Source organism: Pectobacterium versatile (assembly GCF_020166435.1).
Classification (GTDB): domain Bacteria; phylum Pseudomonadota; class Gammaproteobacteria; order Enterobacterales; family Enterobacteriaceae; genus Pectobacterium; species Pectobacterium versatile.
Map to the genome: position 1 here is coordinate 1 of NZ_JAINZP010000014.1, position 18453 is coordinate 18453.

The 18453-nt window shown below is 49.7% G+C and carries 14 protein-coding genes and 1 tRNA gene; 4 read left to right on the forward strand and 11 right to left on the reverse strand.

Annotated elements, in window-relative coordinates:
• Window positions 1-104 precede the first annotated feature (104 nt).
• The 3 genes from K7X24_RS15250 to K7X24_RS15260 are packed head-to-tail and all read left to right on the forward strand — an operon-like array spanning window position 105 to window position 1052.
• On the forward strand, window positions 105-572 hold the full coding sequence (locus tag K7X24_RS15250; RefSeq protein WP_224555633.1) for a DUF6392 family protein: 468 nt from the start codon (window positions 105-107) through the stop codon (window positions 570-572).
• A gap of 34 nt (window positions 573-606) precedes the next feature.
• Window positions 607-825 (forward strand): CPCC family cysteine-rich protein, encoded by a 219-nt coding sequence (locus tag K7X24_RS15255; RefSeq protein WP_071882765.1) that lies wholly within the window; start codon window positions 607-609, stop codon window positions 823-825.
• A 17-nt stretch (window positions 826-842) separates the two neighbouring features.
• On the forward strand, window positions 843-1052 hold the full coding sequence (locus K7X24_RS15260) for a DUF4926 domain-containing protein (protein ID WP_071882766.1): 210 nt from the start codon (window positions 843-845) through the stop codon (window positions 1050-1052).
• 105 nt (window positions 1053-1157) lie between these two features.
• Here the strand turns inward: K7X24_RS15260 and K7X24_RS15265 are convergent, their stop codons facing one another.
• A complete protein-coding gene (locus tag K7X24_RS15265) occupies window positions 1158-1379 on the reverse strand; it encodes a hypothetical protein (RefSeq protein ID WP_039291118.1) in 222 nt (73 codons plus the stop codon).
• Between the two features lie 492 nt (window positions 1380-1871).
• Here K7X24_RS15265 and K7X24_RS15270 point away from each other — a divergent pair, with 492 nt between their 5' ends.
• Window positions 1872-2861 carry a hypothetical protein gene (locus K7X24_RS15270; RefSeq protein ID WP_109491838.1) on the forward strand — a complete coding sequence of 330 codons (990 nt, stop codon included), beginning with the start codon at window positions 1872-1874 and terminating at the stop codon, window positions 2859-2861.
• 97 nt (window positions 2862-2958) lie between these two features.
• Here K7X24_RS15270 and K7X24_RS15275 read toward each other — a convergent pair whose 3' ends face one another.
• The 10 genes from K7X24_RS15275 to K7X24_RS15320 form a co-directional block, all read right to left on the reverse strand.
• On the reverse strand, window positions 2959-4233 hold the full coding sequence (locus K7X24_RS15275) for a tyrosine-type recombinase/integrase (RefSeq protein WP_224555635.1): 1275 nt from the start codon (window positions 4231-4233) through the stop codon (window positions 2959-2961).
• A 179-nt stretch (window positions 4234-4412) separates the two neighbouring features.
• Window positions 4413-4488: transfer RNA gene (locus K7X24_RS15280), tRNA-Asn, on the reverse strand.
• A gap of 142 nt (window positions 4489-4630) precedes the next feature.
• The gene (locus K7X24_RS15285) at window positions 4631-5893 is read right to left on the reverse strand and encodes an MFS transporter (protein ID WP_224555637.1); all 1263 of its coding nucleotides are present in this window, start codon (window positions 5891-5893) and stop codon (window positions 4631-4633) included.
• 275 nt (window positions 5894-6168) lie between these two features.
• Complete coding sequence (locus K7X24_RS15290) at window positions 6169-9300, reverse strand: beta-galactosidase (RefSeq protein WP_224555638.1); 3132 nt, start codon at window positions 9298-9300, stop codon at window positions 6169-6171.
• A 314-nt stretch (window positions 9301-9614) separates the two neighbouring features.
• Entirely contained in the window at window positions 9615-10691 is a 1077-nt protein-coding gene (locus K7X24_RS15295; protein ID WP_224555639.1) for a LacI family DNA-binding transcriptional regulator, read from the reverse strand.
• A gap of 229 nt (window positions 10692-10920) precedes the next feature.
• A complete protein-coding gene (gene fbpC, locus K7X24_RS15300) occupies window positions 10921-11979 on the reverse strand; it encodes a ferric ABC transporter ATP-binding protein (protein WP_224555640.1) in 1059 nt (352 codons plus the stop codon).
• A 5-nt stretch (window positions 11980-11984) separates the two neighbouring features.
• A complete protein-coding gene (locus tag K7X24_RS15305; protein ID WP_103862078.1) occupies window positions 11985-14063 on the reverse strand; it encodes an ABC transporter permease in 2079 nt (692 codons plus the stop codon).
• 324 nt (window positions 14064-14387) lie between these two features.
• A complete protein-coding gene (locus tag K7X24_RS15310) occupies window positions 14388-15422 on the reverse strand; it encodes an ABC transporter substrate-binding protein (RefSeq protein ID WP_039492791.1) in 1035 nt (344 codons plus the stop codon).
• Between the two features lie 37 nt (window positions 15423-15459).
• Complete coding sequence (gene uhpC, locus K7X24_RS15315; protein ID WP_224555642.1) at window positions 15460-16785, reverse strand: MFS transporter family glucose-6-phosphate receptor UhpC; 1326 nt, start codon at window positions 16783-16785, stop codon at window positions 15460-15462.
• An 89-nt stretch (window positions 16786-16874) separates the two neighbouring features.
• Window positions 16875-18452, reverse strand: a complete 1578-nt coding sequence (locus K7X24_RS15320) for an MASE1 domain-containing protein (protein ID WP_224555643.1) — start codon at window positions 18450-18452, stop codon at window positions 16875-16877.
• Window position 18453 lies beyond the last annotated feature (1 nt).

Below are 18453 nucleotides of genomic sequence, written 5' to 3' on the forward strand. Positions count from 1 at the left end.
AGAACGGGAAAAACAGGCAGCCTAAATAAACCGGGGGTGCCAACTACCTTGACACTTACCGGAGATAAAATGCATAAACTTAATGAAGAACAGGGGTTGTACTAATGTCTGTAAACGTAGAAGCGTTAATCGACTGCTTAGGAAAAACGTATCAAGAGATATTTGATGCAGGTCTGATTCCCTATAAGAAAAAACCAACAGGTTTTTCTGGCGATCCAGATATCAGTTTGGATATGATAAAAGAAGGTATTTACCTTTCTTTTAATAGGGTTGATAAAATTTTAAATGAGATAACATTGAGAATTCAGTACGAAAAAATAAGTAACTGGAATTTTCCTAATGAATTACCTGCGCCTTTACGTAAAAATATGATTCGTGGTTGGGTGCATGAAAATATTGGTTTTCCAGAGAAGAGCCTTCTTCCAAGGAAGGTATTGAAAGAAGATATTGGCTATACAGATCTTTATGATTTAAAAAAATATAATATCCCTGTAAGCATGCAGATAGATTATGACACTAATGAAAAGGTTGAAGCAATAACATATTTACTTTCGTCAATGGTTAGGTGGTGATTTTTATCTGATTTTATTCTCCCGGTGAAGAATAATGAAAAAGGTAAATGAATTGGCTAATAAATATAACTACCCATGCCCGTGCTGTGGTAAACATGAGTTCGAAGTATTAGGTGAATATGACATTTGCTCTCATTGTGGATGGGAAGATGATCCCGTTCAGTCACGAGAACCTGACTACCCCGGAGGGGCAAATCAGATGAGTTTAAATGAGGCTAGAGAAGCTTTTAAAAATGGTCAGAAAGTTAAATAATTTAATAGTATGGGTAAATGGCGAGCTATTCTTTATTTGATGTTATTTCTTTAAAAAATGATCTTCCAGATGAAGGGTTTAAAAAAGGAATGTTAGGGCCTATTGTTCACATTTATAACGTCCCATCCCCTGCATATGAGATAGAGTTTTGTGATGATAATGGTGAGACACTAGCTTGTATCACATTAACACCAGACTGTATTAGTAAGGTTGATTTTAAAAAATAGTCTGGTGATTTAGCTATTAAAATAAAAATCTCATAACGACGAACTGTAATCAAAAAAATTAAATAGCAGCACAACAACCTATGTGCTGCTCAACTTCCCACGCAATTAAAGTTGTGGTCTTAATGCGTTATCCTCATGGCTGTTTCCTTCGTCTACTGGAATCACTTCTGGCGAATGAAAAGTGCGGAATAACAGATCAAGTCGTTCCCAAAGAACGAAGATCAAAATCTCTTTTGCCTTGGGTTCATCCAGTTCAACAACTGCGTAAATTAATGCCCGACACTGATCGATGATTTCTTCCAGTTCCAGCGGTGTGTTATCAAACATGATAATCCTCCATTGCTGGATGTTGAGTTGTGGCAAAAAAAGCAGTAGCCAGATGCAGATTTTCAGGAAGGGAATAGGTAAACTGACGGACAGCCATAGCGTTAGCTCCATAACGTTGAGGTTAGCCCTTGTCTGGTATTGCAGTACCTTTCAGGGGCGAAACTGGTATTCAGATGGTACGTACCTGATTGGCTGCAATGTAGTCTTAGAGCTATTACTAGTCAATTCAATTGGTTAAAATCATATAAGAAAATCCACGACAGATAACTACCCAAGTTTTCAGATTCGCGCAATTAGAACTGCGTGAATCGTTGAACGAAGCGGTGGAAAATACTGTTATGAATCAGGGAGATTAGTTTAATGAATTGATTCGATAGGAGCTTGAACCACTGGAGATTGAAACTAAGGATATGGCAATCTCAAAGTATTCTATTTATTGCAATAAATATAAATATCGTGATTTTTATTGTGTTATTAAAAATAAGGTAAATAATGCTTACACAACTATATGATAGCTATCGATTGAAAATTTTCACTCTGAAAGGAACTGAGTTTCAACAGTTTTTTGAGCAGATTTATCAGAATTTGTATGGAGTAGAATTCCAACCAATCAAACCTCATGGCCGTTTCGGTGATGGTGGCAACGATGGTTGGATACCAAGCCTAGGTCATTATTTTCAGGTGTATGGCCCGGAAGATTTTAATTTAAAAATAGAAAATTCTATAAGGAAAATGAATTCTGATTTTTCGAAAATAATGGAACACTGGGATAATGTTGCTAAAGTTAAGACTTTTACTATAGTTGTTAATGACAACTTTAAAAATTGTCCAGCACCTCTAAGCAAGGCATTACAGGAAATAGAGGTGAGATATGGAATAAAAACGTATTTTACAGGTGCGGGACAATTATGGCTTCAGTTTAATAAACTTGATTTAAATACAAAGAAATTTTTGCTTGGAAATCCTTTGCCGGTATTGCCCTCTGATGTTATTTCAGTAATAAAAATCATAGAAAACGATTTAGAGTTAAATAATTTCCCATTAATGAATGAGAATCTTATTAGTTGCGGCCTTCACTTTTCACTTGTAGAAAAAATACCAAATCTATCGGCGAAATTAAGTTATTATACTATTCCTTCTGAATATGTAGAGATTCATGATTGCATTAATAATGTTGTTTATTGGGCTAATAGAGTGGTGAACCACTTTACTGAATATGAATATTGTGAATTACAGCATAATTCAATTTTATCTAAAACAAAATCATGGAAGCAGAAAGAATTACCGCCTGATATATACGATAAATATTCAACGATGAACGATGAATGGGAATTTGAACATCAAAAATTATGTAATAATTTCTCATATTCTTTTAACAAATACCTTGTTTTAATTCGAAGGATATACGACTCTAATTATTTAAATGGTTTTTTTGCATTTGATATTTTTTATGATACCCCCGGCTTTTTGGTGGACATTTAAAGATATTGCAATTAGAATTTATTTTTTGCATAAGTGCGGAGGAACTGGCTATTACTCTGCACTTAGTGAAAATAAATAGATTTATAATCTTGTAAGCTCATCGTTGCCCAAACTCAAACGGCCTAACCATCTCGTTGCTGTTAGCATCCAGAAAATCAGCCCACCATTGCAACATGAGGCGACGTTGTTCAAGATGTTTGGCCTTGTGAGTGTAGGCAGCGCGAACGTTGTTCTTTTCCATGTGGCTCATCTGAAGTTCAACTACATCTTCAGGCCAGATACCCGATTCAATCAAGGCACTACACGCTAATGTTCGGAAACCATGACCACACAGGTCGGTTTTGGTGTCATAGCCCATTTTGCGCAGCGCCTTATTAATGGTGTTTTCACTCATAGGCTTCATCGCATCATAACAGCCCGTCAGGATAAAGCCGTCATCACCGTTAACGTCATAGGTGAGGTCTTTTAGTTCTTCCAAAATTGCCAGTGTTTGATGGCATAAGGGAACATAATGCTTTCTGCGCATTTTGGCACCACGGCCTGAATGTTTGATCCCTGCAATCGCTTCACGCTGTTCAGGAATAACCCACAAGGCGCTTTTGAAATCGATCTCTGACCATCGGGCAAAGCGGAGTTCACTGGAACGAATGAATATCAGCAGATTGAGTTTTATCGCAAGTAGCGTCAGTCTGCTACGGCCTTTATAGGTTTCAATACGCTCCAGCAGAGTAGGTATCTCTTCAAGTTCGATAGCGGGGCGGTGTTCCGTCTGTGGCTTCTGAACCGCACCTTCCAAGTCATAGGCAGGATTGAAACGGATCATTTTTTGCTGGACGGCATAACGCATGATGGCGGTGGCGTACTGTTTCACCCGCATAGCAATTTCCAGATAACCCAGCTTCTCTATCTTTTTGATAGGAATCAGCAGATCGCCTGTATCCAGTTCAGCAATATCTTTTTCACCAATGTCAGGGAACAGATAAGTTTCCAGTCGTGTCCAGACAGAACGCTGATAATCTTCCGACCATGTGGTTTTGGTGGCAAACCAGCTTTTGGCAACGGTCTTGAAAGCGCGAGTATTGTTACGCTTCTCTTGAATGGTTTTGTTGTCAGCCTGCTTTTTAGCGCTGGGGTCAATGCCAGCGGCTAACAGCTTTTTTGCTTCATCCCGGCGTTGTCTGGCATCAGCCAGTGAAACAGCAGGGTAGACACCGATGGAAAACACCTTCTGTTTCCCTTCATAGCGATAACCTAACTGCCAGTATTTTGAACCGTTGGGATGCACCAGCAAGTAGAGGCCGAACCCGTCAGTGAGCTTCACCGCCTTTTCTGACGGCTTGGCATTTTTTACTTTAGTATCAGTAAGTGACATGACGGCTCCCTCCGATTGCTGGTAAAAACGAAATCGAACCAGCTTTACCAGTATTTTTACCAGCAAAAGGGTATGGCTTCGAGCGTTTTTTGGTGAACGAGGGCGAACCTGAAGAAGGGGATAACCAATTGATATAAAGCAAAAAAGCAGACGTCAGTGAACGTCTGCTTTCTCTAAATTGGCTCCTCTGACTGGACTCGAACCAGTGACATACGGATTAACAGTCCGCCGTTCTACCGACTGAACTACAGAGGAATCGTGTGAACGGGGCGCATAGTAACGGCGTGTGCCGTGCATGTCAAAGGCGTAAACCACAAAATTGCACTGTTCGGTGAGAGAATGTGCAATCTGCCGATATTTTTGGCAAATATCGGCATTTTATCGCGTCCTGCCATCGCTAGAGTGTATTCAGCGGCGCTTTCTGTTTATTGGAAAAAGCATACAGCGGCCCTTTTCCTGACAGGGTAAATAGGGATATTGCTGTAAAGGAAAGGGCAATGCCGCCTAAAATCAGGTAAGTGCCATGAAAACCGATGCTGTCATACATATTGCCAGCAAGGATGGACATGAAAATGATTGATACCTGTTTAAAGAAGCAGAAGCACACCAGATAAATTGTCGCGGAAAAGCGGACTTCAAAGACCGTGGTAATGTATTTGAAGCAACCGACAATCAGGAACGGTACTTCAAACATGTGCAGCGTTTTCAGCACAATCACTTCCAGCACGGAACTGGCAAAGGCCGAACCAATAATGCGCACAGACATAATGGTACCAGCAATGAGCAGGGCGTTTTTACCACCGATACGGTTCACAATCAGCGGGGCGAAAAACATGATGCTGGCATTAAGCAATTCACCGAGCGTGGTGACGTAGCCAAATACTCGCGTTCCTTCCTGTCGGGTCTCGAAAAACGAGGTGAAGAAGTTGGCAAATTGCTGATCGAACACATCGTAGGTGCAAGAAACGCCGACGACATAGAGCGTCAGGAACCAAATTTTGCGTTCTTTTAGCAGTTCGGCTGCCATTTTCAGGTTGAACGGTTTCTGGTTGGAGCCTACCTGATCGGCAACGAGAGCGCTGGAGGAGGCCTCTGGTTTCGCCAGCAGCAACAGGATGGCGAGGATGACGGCGCAACCGGAACCTAGCCAGAAAACGAACTGGTTATTGATGGTAAACATAATACCGACGATAGACGCACAGAGCGCCCAGCCGAGACAGCCGAATAGTCGTGCACGGCCAAATTCAAACTGGCTACGGCGGCTGACTTTCTCGATATAGGCTTCAATAGCCGGTGCACCGCCGTTGTTGATGAAGCCCAGATAAATCCCACCGACGATAGAACCTAAAAAGATATTGTATTTTAGTAATGGACCAAAAACATAAATAAAGAACGGAGCAAAAAACACCAGCATAATGGTAATAATCCATAAAAGGTGTTTTCTCAATCCTAATTTATCGGAGAGCAAACCAAATATCGGTTGAAATAATAAAGCGAAAAAGGAAATACAGGCGAAGATAATTCCCGTTTCGCTTTTGCTTATTTGGTTAATATCATGAAGCCAAATAGGGAAGAAGGGGAAGTAAGCCCCCATGATGAAGAAATAGAAAAAGAAGAACAGGCCGAATATCCAGAAATTCTTATTGTGTAGGTAGTACATGTTACTTTCTCCGATATGCATTATACTCGTTATACTTCAAGCCGCATGTGTGTTGACTTCCCAAACTGACTCAGCTTGTAGTGAGCTTTGCCCTAAAGGTGCAACGCATAGCGTTGTCCAACATGCTGACGTTTTGTCACGCAACTCAAATTATTTAGGATATATATCCGCAGCGTTTATTTTGACGGCGGATATATACCTGATGGATACAACCAGGATGAAAAGAGGCGGTATATCCGCTCTCTTCCGTTGTTTTTTAATACTATTTTTTCATATCAATACGGCTGGTGATGCTGCATGGCGACGCGATAGTGATAATGCGTGGCCGTGAGTAAATCATCGCGATGAACGCTGGGACTCCAGGAGTCATCGCCGCCAATTCCCATGTGGAAGCCATCCAGATTGAGCCAAACGCCTTCTTCCTTTTCTAATAAATGATGGTGGGTACACGTCATCAATTGTGCTAGCCCGTAGCGGCTTAACCCAAAGTGAAAGTCTCCGGTGATCGTCCATTTGCCATACGTCAGCGTGCGCGTATTACAGCGCAGCCCGTTTTCCGTTGGGAAAATATAAGGTGTGTGAAGGTCATCCAGCGGCAGATTCCAGTGCCCATGCTGTGCCGCGAGCTGTCGGTCTGGGTAATTTTCATGTGGTCCAAGTCCGACCCAACTGACCTGAGGCGCGACGTCGGCCAACTGGCAACTCAAGCCCACTCTGGCCAGTGACGGCAGCACTGTGGCGGCATCAACATCGATATCCACGGTCATCACGCCATGTGCATCAATCTGCCAGCGCTTTTTACTCCGCAGCAGGATCTGTCCGGCATGGCGGAATACGTGCTCGGTAACAATGTGCACGGCATCGGCGAGTTGGTCAGCCTGAATAGCAATACACTGCGTCTGCAGTTGATAAAGCCCGGCTGATTTCCAGCGTTCGGCCCAAGCGCGCGGATCGATGCGATCGACCTCGCTGATACCGATGTCGTTATCCAGCGGTGCGCGAACAAACTGATCCTGCAAGGGGGTTAACAGCGTTGGAGTCTCCGCCGTCCACCACTGTTCCAGCCAGCCGCTCTGGCGGTTAAAGCGCCAGCGCTGTTCGCCTTGAATAATGTCAAAGTACGCATCGGACGAGTGCAGAACAGAAGGTTTTTTCTGTCCAGAACAAAGTGCCTCGGGAAGATGAAGCGGTGTAGGAAGTTGCCACTGATCCCAGGCGCAGCGGTGATTAGCTTCTGACCAGGCGGTGGCTTTCGGCTGTACGACTTCAACATTAAGCCAAAGCTCTCCTGCACGATCGACAGTGGGAAGGGCTTCCAGCAGCGTCAGAGTCTGGGTGGCCTGCGGAGCGAGCGTCAGCGGCAGAGAACCTTCTGCGAGCGTCTTATCATTCAGCGTAATGCTCCAGTTCAACTGTTCGTTGTCCGTATGACGAAACAGGTATTCACTGGTGACGCGCAGCTCACATGGGGATTCTGCCTGCCAGAAAAATTGAATGTGCTGCTGCGCCCGCTGGGCTTCATATAGGCTGGGATGCGGGGTACGATCGGGAAAAAGCAGGCCGTCCAGACAGAACTGGCGATCGTTAGGCATGTCGCCAAAATCTCCGCCGTATGCCCAGTAGGCATTGCCTTGTTCGTCGCGGCGGGTCAGCGCCTGATCGACCCAATCCCAAATGAATCCACCCTGTAACCGAGGATATTGGCGGAATGCCTGCCAGTAGCGGGCGAACCCTCCCAGACTGTTGCCCATCGCGTGTGCGTACTCGCAAAGAATGAGCGGCCGATGTTCGTCCGGCATGCTGACCCATTTGCTGATTGACCATTTGGGTACGCTGGGGAAGGGCTGGTCTTCATCAACGCGGGCGTACATAGGGCACACAATGTCGGTTGCACGGCTATTGGCGCCGCCACCTTCGTAATGCACGGGGCGAGTCGGATCGTGGCGTTTGATCCATTGATAAAGCGCATCATGGTTTGCGCCGTAGCCGGATTCATTCCCCAATGACCAGATAATGATGCAGGGATGATTGCGGTCACGCTGTACCATCCTTGATACGCGTTCGCTGTAGGCCGGCAGCCAGGCGGGATCGTCCGACAGACGATTCATCGGCTGCATGCCGTGCGTCTCAATGTTCGCTTCATCTACAACATACAGACCGTAGCGATCGCACAGCCGATACCACAGCGGATGGTTAGGATAATGTGAGCAGCGTACGGCGTTAAAATTATGCTGTTTCATCAGCATAATATCGTGCCGCATCGTGTCTTCATCCATGACCTGACCGTGCTGTGGGTGATGTTCGTGACGGTTAACGCCGCGGATCAGCAGCGGTTGACCGTTCAGCAGCAGCAGGCCGCTGCGGATTTCAACTTTTCTGAAACCGACATCATAGGCCTCCGCTTCGATCAGTTCGCCTTCCGACGTTTCCAATCCAATGACGGCACGATACAGGTGCGGCTGTTCGGCGCTCCACAGATCGGGTTGTGACACGTCGATGTGGAGAAAAGATTTGTCATGATAGGCACCGCGCTCATCGACAATATCGCTGCCGAACGCCTGTCGCACGTCGCCGATGAGTCTATTACCGCGCCAAAGCTGTGCGTGGATGCGATGGCTTTTGGCCTCAGCTTCAGAGAGCGTTGCCTTCACCTGAATATCCAGCGTCCCGTGGCGGAAATCGGCGCTGAGCGGCGTCGTTAGTTGGATATCGCTGAGGTGAACCGTCGGTTTATGCAGAAGCGTGACGTCGCGGAAAATACCGCTCATACGCCACATGTCCTGATCTTCCAGATAGCTGCCGTCAGACCAGCGTAACACCATTACCGCCAGCCGATTCTCTCCGGTCGTCAGATAGCGACCAATATCAAACTCCGCAGGTAGGCGACTATCCTGCGAGTATCCCACCCAGTGGCCGTTACACCAGAGATAAAACGCGGAGTTAACGCCATCAAAAATAATCCGCGTTTGTCCGCAACTGATCCAATCGTGATTGACCTTAAAAGTGAGCGAGTAACAACCGGTAGGATTGTCTTCTGGCACATAGGGTGGGTTGACGGGGATCGGGTATTTTACGTTGGTGTAAATCGGGGTGTCATAGCCCTGTAGCTGCCAATTGGCAGGCACCGGAATGGTGTCTGAATCAGGCAGATCCTGCTGTAACCAGCTTTCTGGTACGGCTTCCGGGCGGGTGAAATAACTAAACGTCCATTCACCATTCAGACGACGCAGCCGCTGAGAAGGCTCATCTTGCTGCGCGGCAGCCACGCTGCGCCAGCTGTTGAACGGTGGATGTGCGGGGAGCCGCTGATAGTGAGTACACGCTGGGTTTTCCCAATCACGTCGGGCAAGAATTTCTTGCAGCGTGGCGCGATGGTGTGCTGGATACGATAAAACGGTATCGCTCATGATGGCTTGGCTCCTGAACGTTTTTGAGTCTACCTTTGTGATTGGGTTTTAAAATTGTTATCCGCTCACAATTTCTGTTGTTCATAACATATCGACTCGATATGGCGAGTAAAGTGGAACGTGACAATAAAGTGGAAGCGATCACAAAGATCGTTTGTAAAATGAATGGGGATACATCGAATTTGGAAAGCGCTACGCAATAAGTCAACGAGAGATGATAAATAACTTATTGTTTATCATCTTATTTTGTTAGGGTTTGGCATCAATGGTGAAAAAAGTGCTGTTGTGTAATGGGTTACAAAAAATGTAAAGGGTTACAGCCTTTGTAGCTGGCGTGTAATGTCCAACAGATTTTTGGTGAGTTCTTGCAGGGAGGCATGGGTTGATGAATGTACGGCGGTGCTGTTGCGTACGATCAGTTCGGTGGGTAACAGCAGTGACGAACTCTGGGTAGGATCGCGCAGCGTGGCGAGCAAACGAGTGACGCCTTCTTTACCTAATAGCCTGAAATCCTGGCGAATGGTTGTTAGTGGCGGAGTGTAATACGCGCTGTCCTGAGTATCGTCAAAACCGATCACTGACATCTGCTCTGGTACGCGGAGGCCATACTCGTGCAGCGCACGCAGAACGCCAAGCGCCATTTGATCGTTCGCCACAACAATGGCGGAGACGCGCAGAGATTGCCCCAGTAGTGCCAGCGTCTGGTGGTAACCGGATGCGGCGCTCCAGTCACCGTGTAGCACTGAAGCGGGGGGGAGCCGCTGTTTTTTCAGCTCGGCCAGCCAGCCTTCATAACGCAGGCGGGCGGAGATCGACGTCATTGGCCCGGTCAACAAGGCGATGTGTTGATGCCCCAGTTGTACCAGATGCGTGATGGCTAAGCGTGCGCCGTGATCGGGATCGAACATGACGTTGAGTATGTTGGTATGCGGATCGGCATCCATAAACAGCACGGGCGTGTCGGCACAGGTTTGGCTAATGTGGGCGACGTCATCCGTGGAGAGCGGAACATTCACGATAACGCCGCTGACCCGCTGAGAAAGTAGGTCGTTAACGGCGTTATTACAGGTGTTGACATCCGGGCTGCTCAGCATCGACATCACGATGTTAATGCCTAGCTGACTGGCCGTGCTCTTGATAGCCGCCGCAATTTGTGACGGCGCGTGCAGCGAAAGATCGGTGGTGACCAGCCCCAGCGTGGTGATGGTTTTCCCTGCCAGCTGCTGGGCGACGCGATTAGGCGTGTAGTTAAGCGCTGCCATCGCCTGTTCCACTTTACTGCGAGTACGGGATGAAACATGAGGCGCTTGGTTTAGCACACGAGAAACTGTCTGATAGGAAACCCCAGCATACTCGGCGACATCATTTAGTGTTATGGGTTTCTGTTTCATCGCGGCTATTCCGTGCGTGATTATGTACTTGAAAGAGCATTATCATAACAAATCGCGCAGGGAATCCGTAATCTGTGTACGTATTCCGGTGTAATCAAAGCGCTGAAAAGAAGTGGGACAAAATGGATTCATGCTGAAGCTGACGTTTGTCGGCTTTTTAGGTGTTTGTAGAAAGTAAAACCGGGAGCAAGCTCTCCCGGTTTGTGGTGGATAGTGAGTTATTCGATGTTTACTGCTCGGACAACACAAACATGCCGTAAGGGTGGATTTGCAGATAGTAGCTGTCGCCCGGATTCGGCTGAAGCTGGGTTGCGTTAACCTGCAACAGCATGGACTGACCGTGCCAGTCCACCTGCACTTCATACTGTGGCCCCATGTAGGCGACCTGCGTGATGGTGCAGCGCTGGCTTTCGTCACCCTGATGGCTGAGCGTAATGGCTTCCGGACGAATACCGACGATGGATTCGCTTAATCCGGCAGCAAAACCCTGCGGACGCGGAATGAGGTAGCCGTAGATATTCACGCTATCAGCCGTGAAGGTGGCAGGGAAAATGTTGGCATCCCCCATAAAGCTGGCCATGAAGCGTGAAGCTGGCTGGCGATAGAGATCCTGCGGCGCACCCAACTGCATGATTTTGCCTTTGTTCATCACGAGAACCATGTCGGACACCGCAAAGGCTTCGCTCTGATCGTGCGTAACATACAGCGAGGTGATGTTGAACTGCTGCTGAAGCTCACGGATTTTCTCACGCATACTGCGGCGCAGGTTGGCATCAAGGTTACTCAGCGGCTCATCGAACAGCAGAACTTTAGGTTTGAGAATCAGCGCACGTGCCAGCGCGACACGCTGTTGCTGTCCACCAGAAATTTGGTCGACGTAGCGATCTTCAAATCCTTCCAGGTCGACCAGCGCCAGCGCTTCTTTTACACGCTGATTGATTTCCGCCTTTGGGCGACCGAGCATTTTCAGCCCGTAACCGATGTTTTCCCCCAGCGACATGTGCGGGAAGAGGGCGTAAGACTGGAACACCATGCAGATATCACGCTGTTGAATGGAGCGCTCGGTGACGTCTTCGCCATCGATGAAAATCTGGCCTTCTGTCGGCTTTTCCAGACCGGCAACGGCCCGTAGTACTGTGGTTTTACCGCAGCCAGACGGCCCCAGCAGCGTGACCATTTTTCCCTGTGGGATCGCCAGATTCAAATCATCAATGACGGTGTTGTTGCCGAAACGTTTAGTGATGTGCTTCAGTTCGACAAAGCTTTTTTCAGTATTCAAGGTAATCACTCCGCTTAGGCATTATTCTTGGCTTTCGTGCGGGAAATCCGCGCTTCACCGACCAGATAATCGAACAGGAAAATAATGGCCAGCATGACCACAATCAGGATGGAACCGTAGGCAATTGCCATACCGTATTCACCGTCTTCCACGCGGTTAAGAATGTAAGACGTGGCGACGCGAGTATCCGGTGTAACCAGAAAGATAATGGCGCTGACGGTGGTAATCGCACGTACGAAGCTGTATATCAGCGCAGACAAAATGGCCGGACGCAGCAGCGGGAGCAGAATATAGAACACCGTGCGCATCGAACCCGCACGCAGGCTGAGCGACGCCTCATCGAGCGATTTATCCAACTGTCCCAGTCCGGCAATACCCGCACGGATACCAACCGGCACGTTACGCATCACCATCGACATGATGACGATCACCGCCGTCCCCGTTAAGTAAACCGGCGCGCTGTTAAAGGCCAGGATGTAAGACACACCGGCAACTGTGCCCGGCACCGCAAAGCACAGCATGGTGGTGAACTCGATAGCCTTCTTGCCGTAGAACTGCTGGCGCACCACGATGTAGGCGATAAGTAGCCCGAACAGTGCCGTAATCGGTGCGGCGATACCTGCGAACAACAGTGTATCCAGCAGGGAAGGCCAGGCGCCGTCGCTAAAGCCTTGCCCGAACAGCTTGCTGAAGTTTGCTAGCGTCAGGGTGTAATCCACGCCCCAGTTAACGGTAAAGCTGCCGTAGAAAATGCTGCCGTACAGCAGGACGTTAAAGGCAATCCAGACATAGAGCAGGATGCTGACGATCCACACCAGCGAAACGGGTAGCGGCTGTACATCACCCCGAGAGGACTTACCAGAAATCGTCACGTAGGAGCGTTTACCGATCCACAGATATTGCACGCAGAACACGGCCAGTGAGAACACCAGCAGGACAACGCCGAGCGTACTGGCTGACTGGTAATCCAGCTGTGCTCCAGTAATGTAGAAGTAAATCTGGGTGGCGAGTACGTCGAAGTTACCGCCCAGCACCAGTGGGTTACTGAAGTCGGCCAGCGACTGGACGATCACGATCAGGAACGAGTTGGCGAGCGCCGGTTTCAGCAAGGGCAGGAAAACCCGCTGAAAGGTTTGATAGCGATTGGCACGCAGGGTGTACGACGCTTCTTCCAGCGACGGATGAATCGTCTTCATCGCGCCTTCCAGAATCATAAACGACATTGGCGTGAAGGCGAGCACCTGCGCCAGCCAGATACCGGTGAAACCGTACAGCCAGTTGGTGTTTGTCAGCCCGAACCAATCCACCATCAGCTCGGTCATGTAACCGGAGCGGCCCATCATCAGCGTTACGCCTAGCCCGACGACAAACGGCGGCGTAACGATAGGCAGAATAGAGAAAATGCGGCCGATAATCGCGGAACGGCGGGCGATGCGCGAGGTATAGATCGCCAGCACCATACCGAAGAAAGTACAGCCGATACCGACGGCAACCGACAGCAGGAATGAGTTCCAGATCACTCGTAAGATGTGCGCCTGACCCAAAATCTGCATAAATGACAGCGGCGCGAATTCACCGCTATCGTTGGTGAACATCGGGATGAAGATGGCGATGCTGGGGTAAAGGATAAAGACGCCAATCAGCGCGATGATGCTGATGAGCGAGCCGATGACGAAGCGATCGCCACCCAGCCAGTCCAGCCTAGAGAGCGCCAGCGTAATAATCGCACTCAGCGCGACAAACAGCGCAATAGTGCCATAGCCCATTCCGCGTCCTTCAACCGTGGCACTGATGACCACGAAAAGAGCACAGAACAACGCGTAAGCCGCATCAAAACGGTGGCGGCCACGCTGTTCCCGGCCGGGCGTCAGCAGCGGACGTGCCAACAATCCCACTGGGAGCAGGAACCACAGCAGGCTGATATTCAGACTCGACCAGCTGTAGGCTGCCAGCAGTTCATCGCGTGAGGCATCCAGCAGGCCGTAATCCAGGCTCCACGCTGGCAGCAGCAAAAATGTTGCTGCAATCAGCGCCAGCCACAGGAAAACGGGATCCCGCTTAGGCGTCGGTGAAAGAGTTAGTGTGTGTGACATATGGTTCCCTGGTGCGTGCAAGTTTTATACCCGTCATACTTCAAGTTGCCTGTGCGTTGGCTGCCCTTACTCACCCCAGTCACTTACCTGAGTAAGCTCCTGGGGATTCGCTCGGTTGCCGCCTTCACTCAACTCGAATTATTTAGGGATATTGAGTTGTTTTATGAGATTGAATCGTCACAGGTGTTGGTTGGTGAATAATATTGAGTAATGGTTAATTAGCGATGCTGAGAACACGGCGTTAAGCGAAATGCGAGCTTACCGCTGTGTTCCCGTTGTTTTGCAATCAATAAAGGTCAATGAATCAAGGGCAATGAATCGAGATTATTGGCCCATTTTGACTTCGTTAACCCACTTGGAAATCAGCTCTTTACGCACGTCTGCTGCGCCGTATTTGTCCATGTCGTAGTTGATCAGTTTCAGATCTTGCAACTTCAGCGACAGCGGAGAGGCTTCGGCGGTGGTGTTGGTCAGAATCTGGTAGGACTGGCCTTTCTTCCAGGAGAGTTCCTGTGCTTCTTTTGACAGCGCCCAGTCAACGAACAGCTTGGCGTTATCCATATTGCGCGCGCCTTTCAGGATGCTGACGCCGCCAATTTCATAGCCGGTGCCTTCACACGGGGAGATCAGCGTCAGCGGTGCGCCTTTCTCTTTTTCCAGCGAGTAGTCATGCAGGAAGCCGATACCGATAGCGGTTTCGCCACGTGCAGCGTTACGTGCTGGGGCAATACCGGACTTGGTGTACTGCGACACGTTGGTATTCAGTTTCTTCAGATAATCAAAGGCCTGATCCTGTCCCCAAAGCTGGGAGAAGGTTGCCAGTGCGGTATAGGCCGTACCGGAACTTTGTGGGTCAGCAATCTGAATTTCGCCTTTGTAGACCGGATTGGTCAGATCTTTCCAGCACTGTGGCACTGGCAGGTTTTTCTCTTTCAGACGATCGGTGTTGACGCCAAAACCGAGAATGCCGACGTAAACGGCAGACGAGTAGTTGCCTTTACGTTTGGCCGGATCGCGGAACTGCGGCATGATCTGATCAAGATTTTTAGACTGATAGGGTTCCAGCAGATCCATTTCACCTGCTTGAGATTGCGGGTCCAGCGTGCCGCCGTACCAGACGTCAGCCTGTGGGTTTTTCTTCTCTGCATCGACTTTCGCCAGCGTGCTGCCGGAACCGTTGCGGATAAAGGAGGTTTTAACGTCGTATTTTTCACCGAAGGCCTTGGCTTCTTCCTCGCAGAAGGCGTTCGTGGCGCTACAGTAAATGACCAGGCGACCTTCCGCCCGAGCGGTGGTGGTGGTAACGGCAGCAACGGTCAGTCCAGCGGCGATGAGGGTAGTTAAGGTACTCAGTTTCATGATGTTTTCCTTTATAGGTGTCTATCTGTTGTTATTGCTATTTTGATGTCATCAAACGTTCCCGGCGGCTGACACCTGCCATCAGCAGCGGCATCAGTAACAGTCCGATGCAGGCTGAAGCCAACGCCAGCAGAGTAAAAAATCCCGACCATCCGTAGTGTTGCAGCACCTGTGCCAGCGGCCAGCCCGCCAGCGCTGCCCCCAGATAGGCAAACAACGCCAGAAAACCTGTCACCGTGCCTGCGGCATCCTTATGGCTGTATTCCGTCGCAGCCAGACCAATCAACATCTGTGGTCCAAAAACAAAAAAACCGATACTGAAGAAACAGGCCGCGAGCAGTGAATAGTGGTGAATCGGTGCCAGCCACAGCGCGGTCATGGTTAAAAACAGCCCTAATGCAAACAGCAAAATCATCGGTGCGCGTTGACCACGAAACAGCAGGTCTGAACCCCAGCCAGCAAACAGCGCCCCCATCAATCCGCCCAGTTCAAACAGCGACAGCGTGGCGTTCGCGCTGAGCAGGTTGAAACCGTGACTCTCCGACAGCCAGATGTTCCCCCAGTCATTCAGTGCGATGCGAATCAGGTACACCAAAATGTAGGAAACCCCAAGCAGCCAGATGGTACGGTTCCGCAGAATCGCATCGCGCAGAATCTGGCGCATCGGCATCGGCGGACTCTGCTGCTCCTGACGAAGCTCCAGCGCGTCACGTCGCCACTGGCCGACGCTTGGCAACCCCTGTTGCTGCGGCTTGTCGCACAGCTGCCAGCACAGCCACAGACCAATCACAATGCCGATGATGCCCGGCACCAGCAGCGCCGCCTGCCATCCCCATTCGGAGGCTAGATAGCCGGCCAGCAGGGGAACCGCCGCACCGCCGATGTTGATCGACGTATTCCAACATCCCCACCAGAGGCCGCGCTCATTGCGCGAATACCAACTGCTCAGCAGTCTGGCGCAAGGAGGCCAACCCCAGCCTTGAAAGAACCCATTCAGCGCCCAGACAGTCAGCAAACCTGTGAGCGACTGGCAGTACATGAACAAAATGTTCAGTACACCGGTAATCATCAGCCCGACGCCCATAAACCAGCGCACCTGACTGCGATCGCACACGATGCCGGAAATAAACTTGGACGCACCGTAACAGAGATAAAACAGTGTCCCCAGTAGACCGATATCGCCTTTGCTTAACCCTAACTCCAACTGCATCACCGGCATGACGAAGTTGATGCTCTTGCGCGTCAGGTAAAACGTGGCGTACCCGATAACCATGGAAATCAACAACCGCGGTCGCCAGTAGCGATAACGCTGACTGATTTGTGTTGGTGAAAGCTGTCCCGGTGGAAACATGGGTGCCTGCATGGGGTTCTCCGTCGCGTTGAGAGAAGAGTAGGGGGATGTGAATTAAAAAGGATGAGACAAGGTTTTAGATGACTAGGAATAATTCCTAGCTAATTGTCTTTTTGTTTAAATTTTGTGGGCAGGTTAACAATTATGTGTGTGCCACGTGGCATGGCGGATTCACCGCTGACGGCTGCTTTCACCAACCAATTTCCGCCCAGTGCCTGCACACGTTCTTCAATGCCCCGCAGGCCGAAGCCACCGCCTGTCGGATTCGGCCTGTCTTTTTGTGTGATGCCCACACCATTATCAATGACGTCGAGCGTAATCAGGTCATCCTGCTGGGAAAGCCGAACGATAATCTGCGTCGCGCTGGCGTGCTTGTTGATATTGTTGAGCAACTCCTGCACCAGCCGGTAAAGCGTGAAAACCACCACGTCATCATGCGGAGGCGTGGGGAGCTGATAATCTAGCTGAAACTGGATACCGCGAGCCGAGAAGGCAAACTCGTCTGCCAGATGATGTAGCGCTTTATCTAACACCATTTCATCCAGCACCGGCGGGCGCAGCTGGCGCAGAAGTTGGCGGGTGGTGTGGTGGATGCGTCGCGACAGTTCGTTGATTTGTCCAGCGGCATGCTGGGCGGCATCGGCAGGCGCGCTGTGTTTCACCAGCATGGCCTGAATCTGAATCGCGGTGATATTTTGGCCGATGTCATCGTGCAGCTCGCGCGCGATGTCTTTGCGCACGGCTTCTTCGGTGTGGATGATACGCTCCATAAGCCGCCGCCGCGTTTTCAACTCCTGCTCCAACTGGTGGCGGTAGCGCTGGAGCCGCTGTGCCAGCTGTTGCTGACGGCTTATCGCGATCCCCAGCCCAATGCCGAGTAGCGCCTGCGTGGAGAGAAAGAGCTCCAGTTCGCGTAGATCGTCGAAGGCTCCGCTAACCTGACGCGTGACGGCAATCATCAGGCTGCCGAGTACGGCGGAGAGCACGCCGCCTTGCCAACCGAATTTATACGCCATGACCACGTTAGGCAGAAAAACGAAGATCAGCAGCAGGCGTTCCATCTCGGGTGTGAACGTCATTTGCAGGCAAACGCCGATAGAAAAAAACAGCGAACACCAAATCAGCAGGGAGGTGCGCAGCGGCGGATCGGGGATCTCCTGTGCCAGCAACGTCTGCAAGTGCTGCTGCTTGATGTATTCGTACAGCAAATAGATGAACGGAATCAGCAGGACGCCGCCGGTAAACGTTGCCAGCAGCGTTTGCGTCAGCTGCGAATGTAACCAGGGGCCGATGGCGATGCCGTGCAGAACGGTGTTCAGTGTCAGCGCGGCCAGCAACAGTAAGAGCCGTTGCCAATAAAGCGTGTAGCGATACCAGATTTTATGCGTGATGATGGCCGGAATGAGGCTCAGAAAGGGGGAAAGTAGTAGCAGCGAGCGTGTCATTAGCTGTTCGCTGATAAGCCAGCTCTGGATGGCTATTTCCGTAAGCAGCAAGGTCGGCCAGTATTTGCGCGGCAGCAAAATCATCAGCGCCAATCGCAGCCCTTGTGGTAACAGCAGCGCGGCCTGCTGGCCGTTGTTGCTCAAATAGAAACTGATGGTCCACAGCGCCAGCCAAATCAGGCTATAGAAAAAGGCGAGAAACAGCGTCATACCGATGACGTGCAGGCGGCGCATG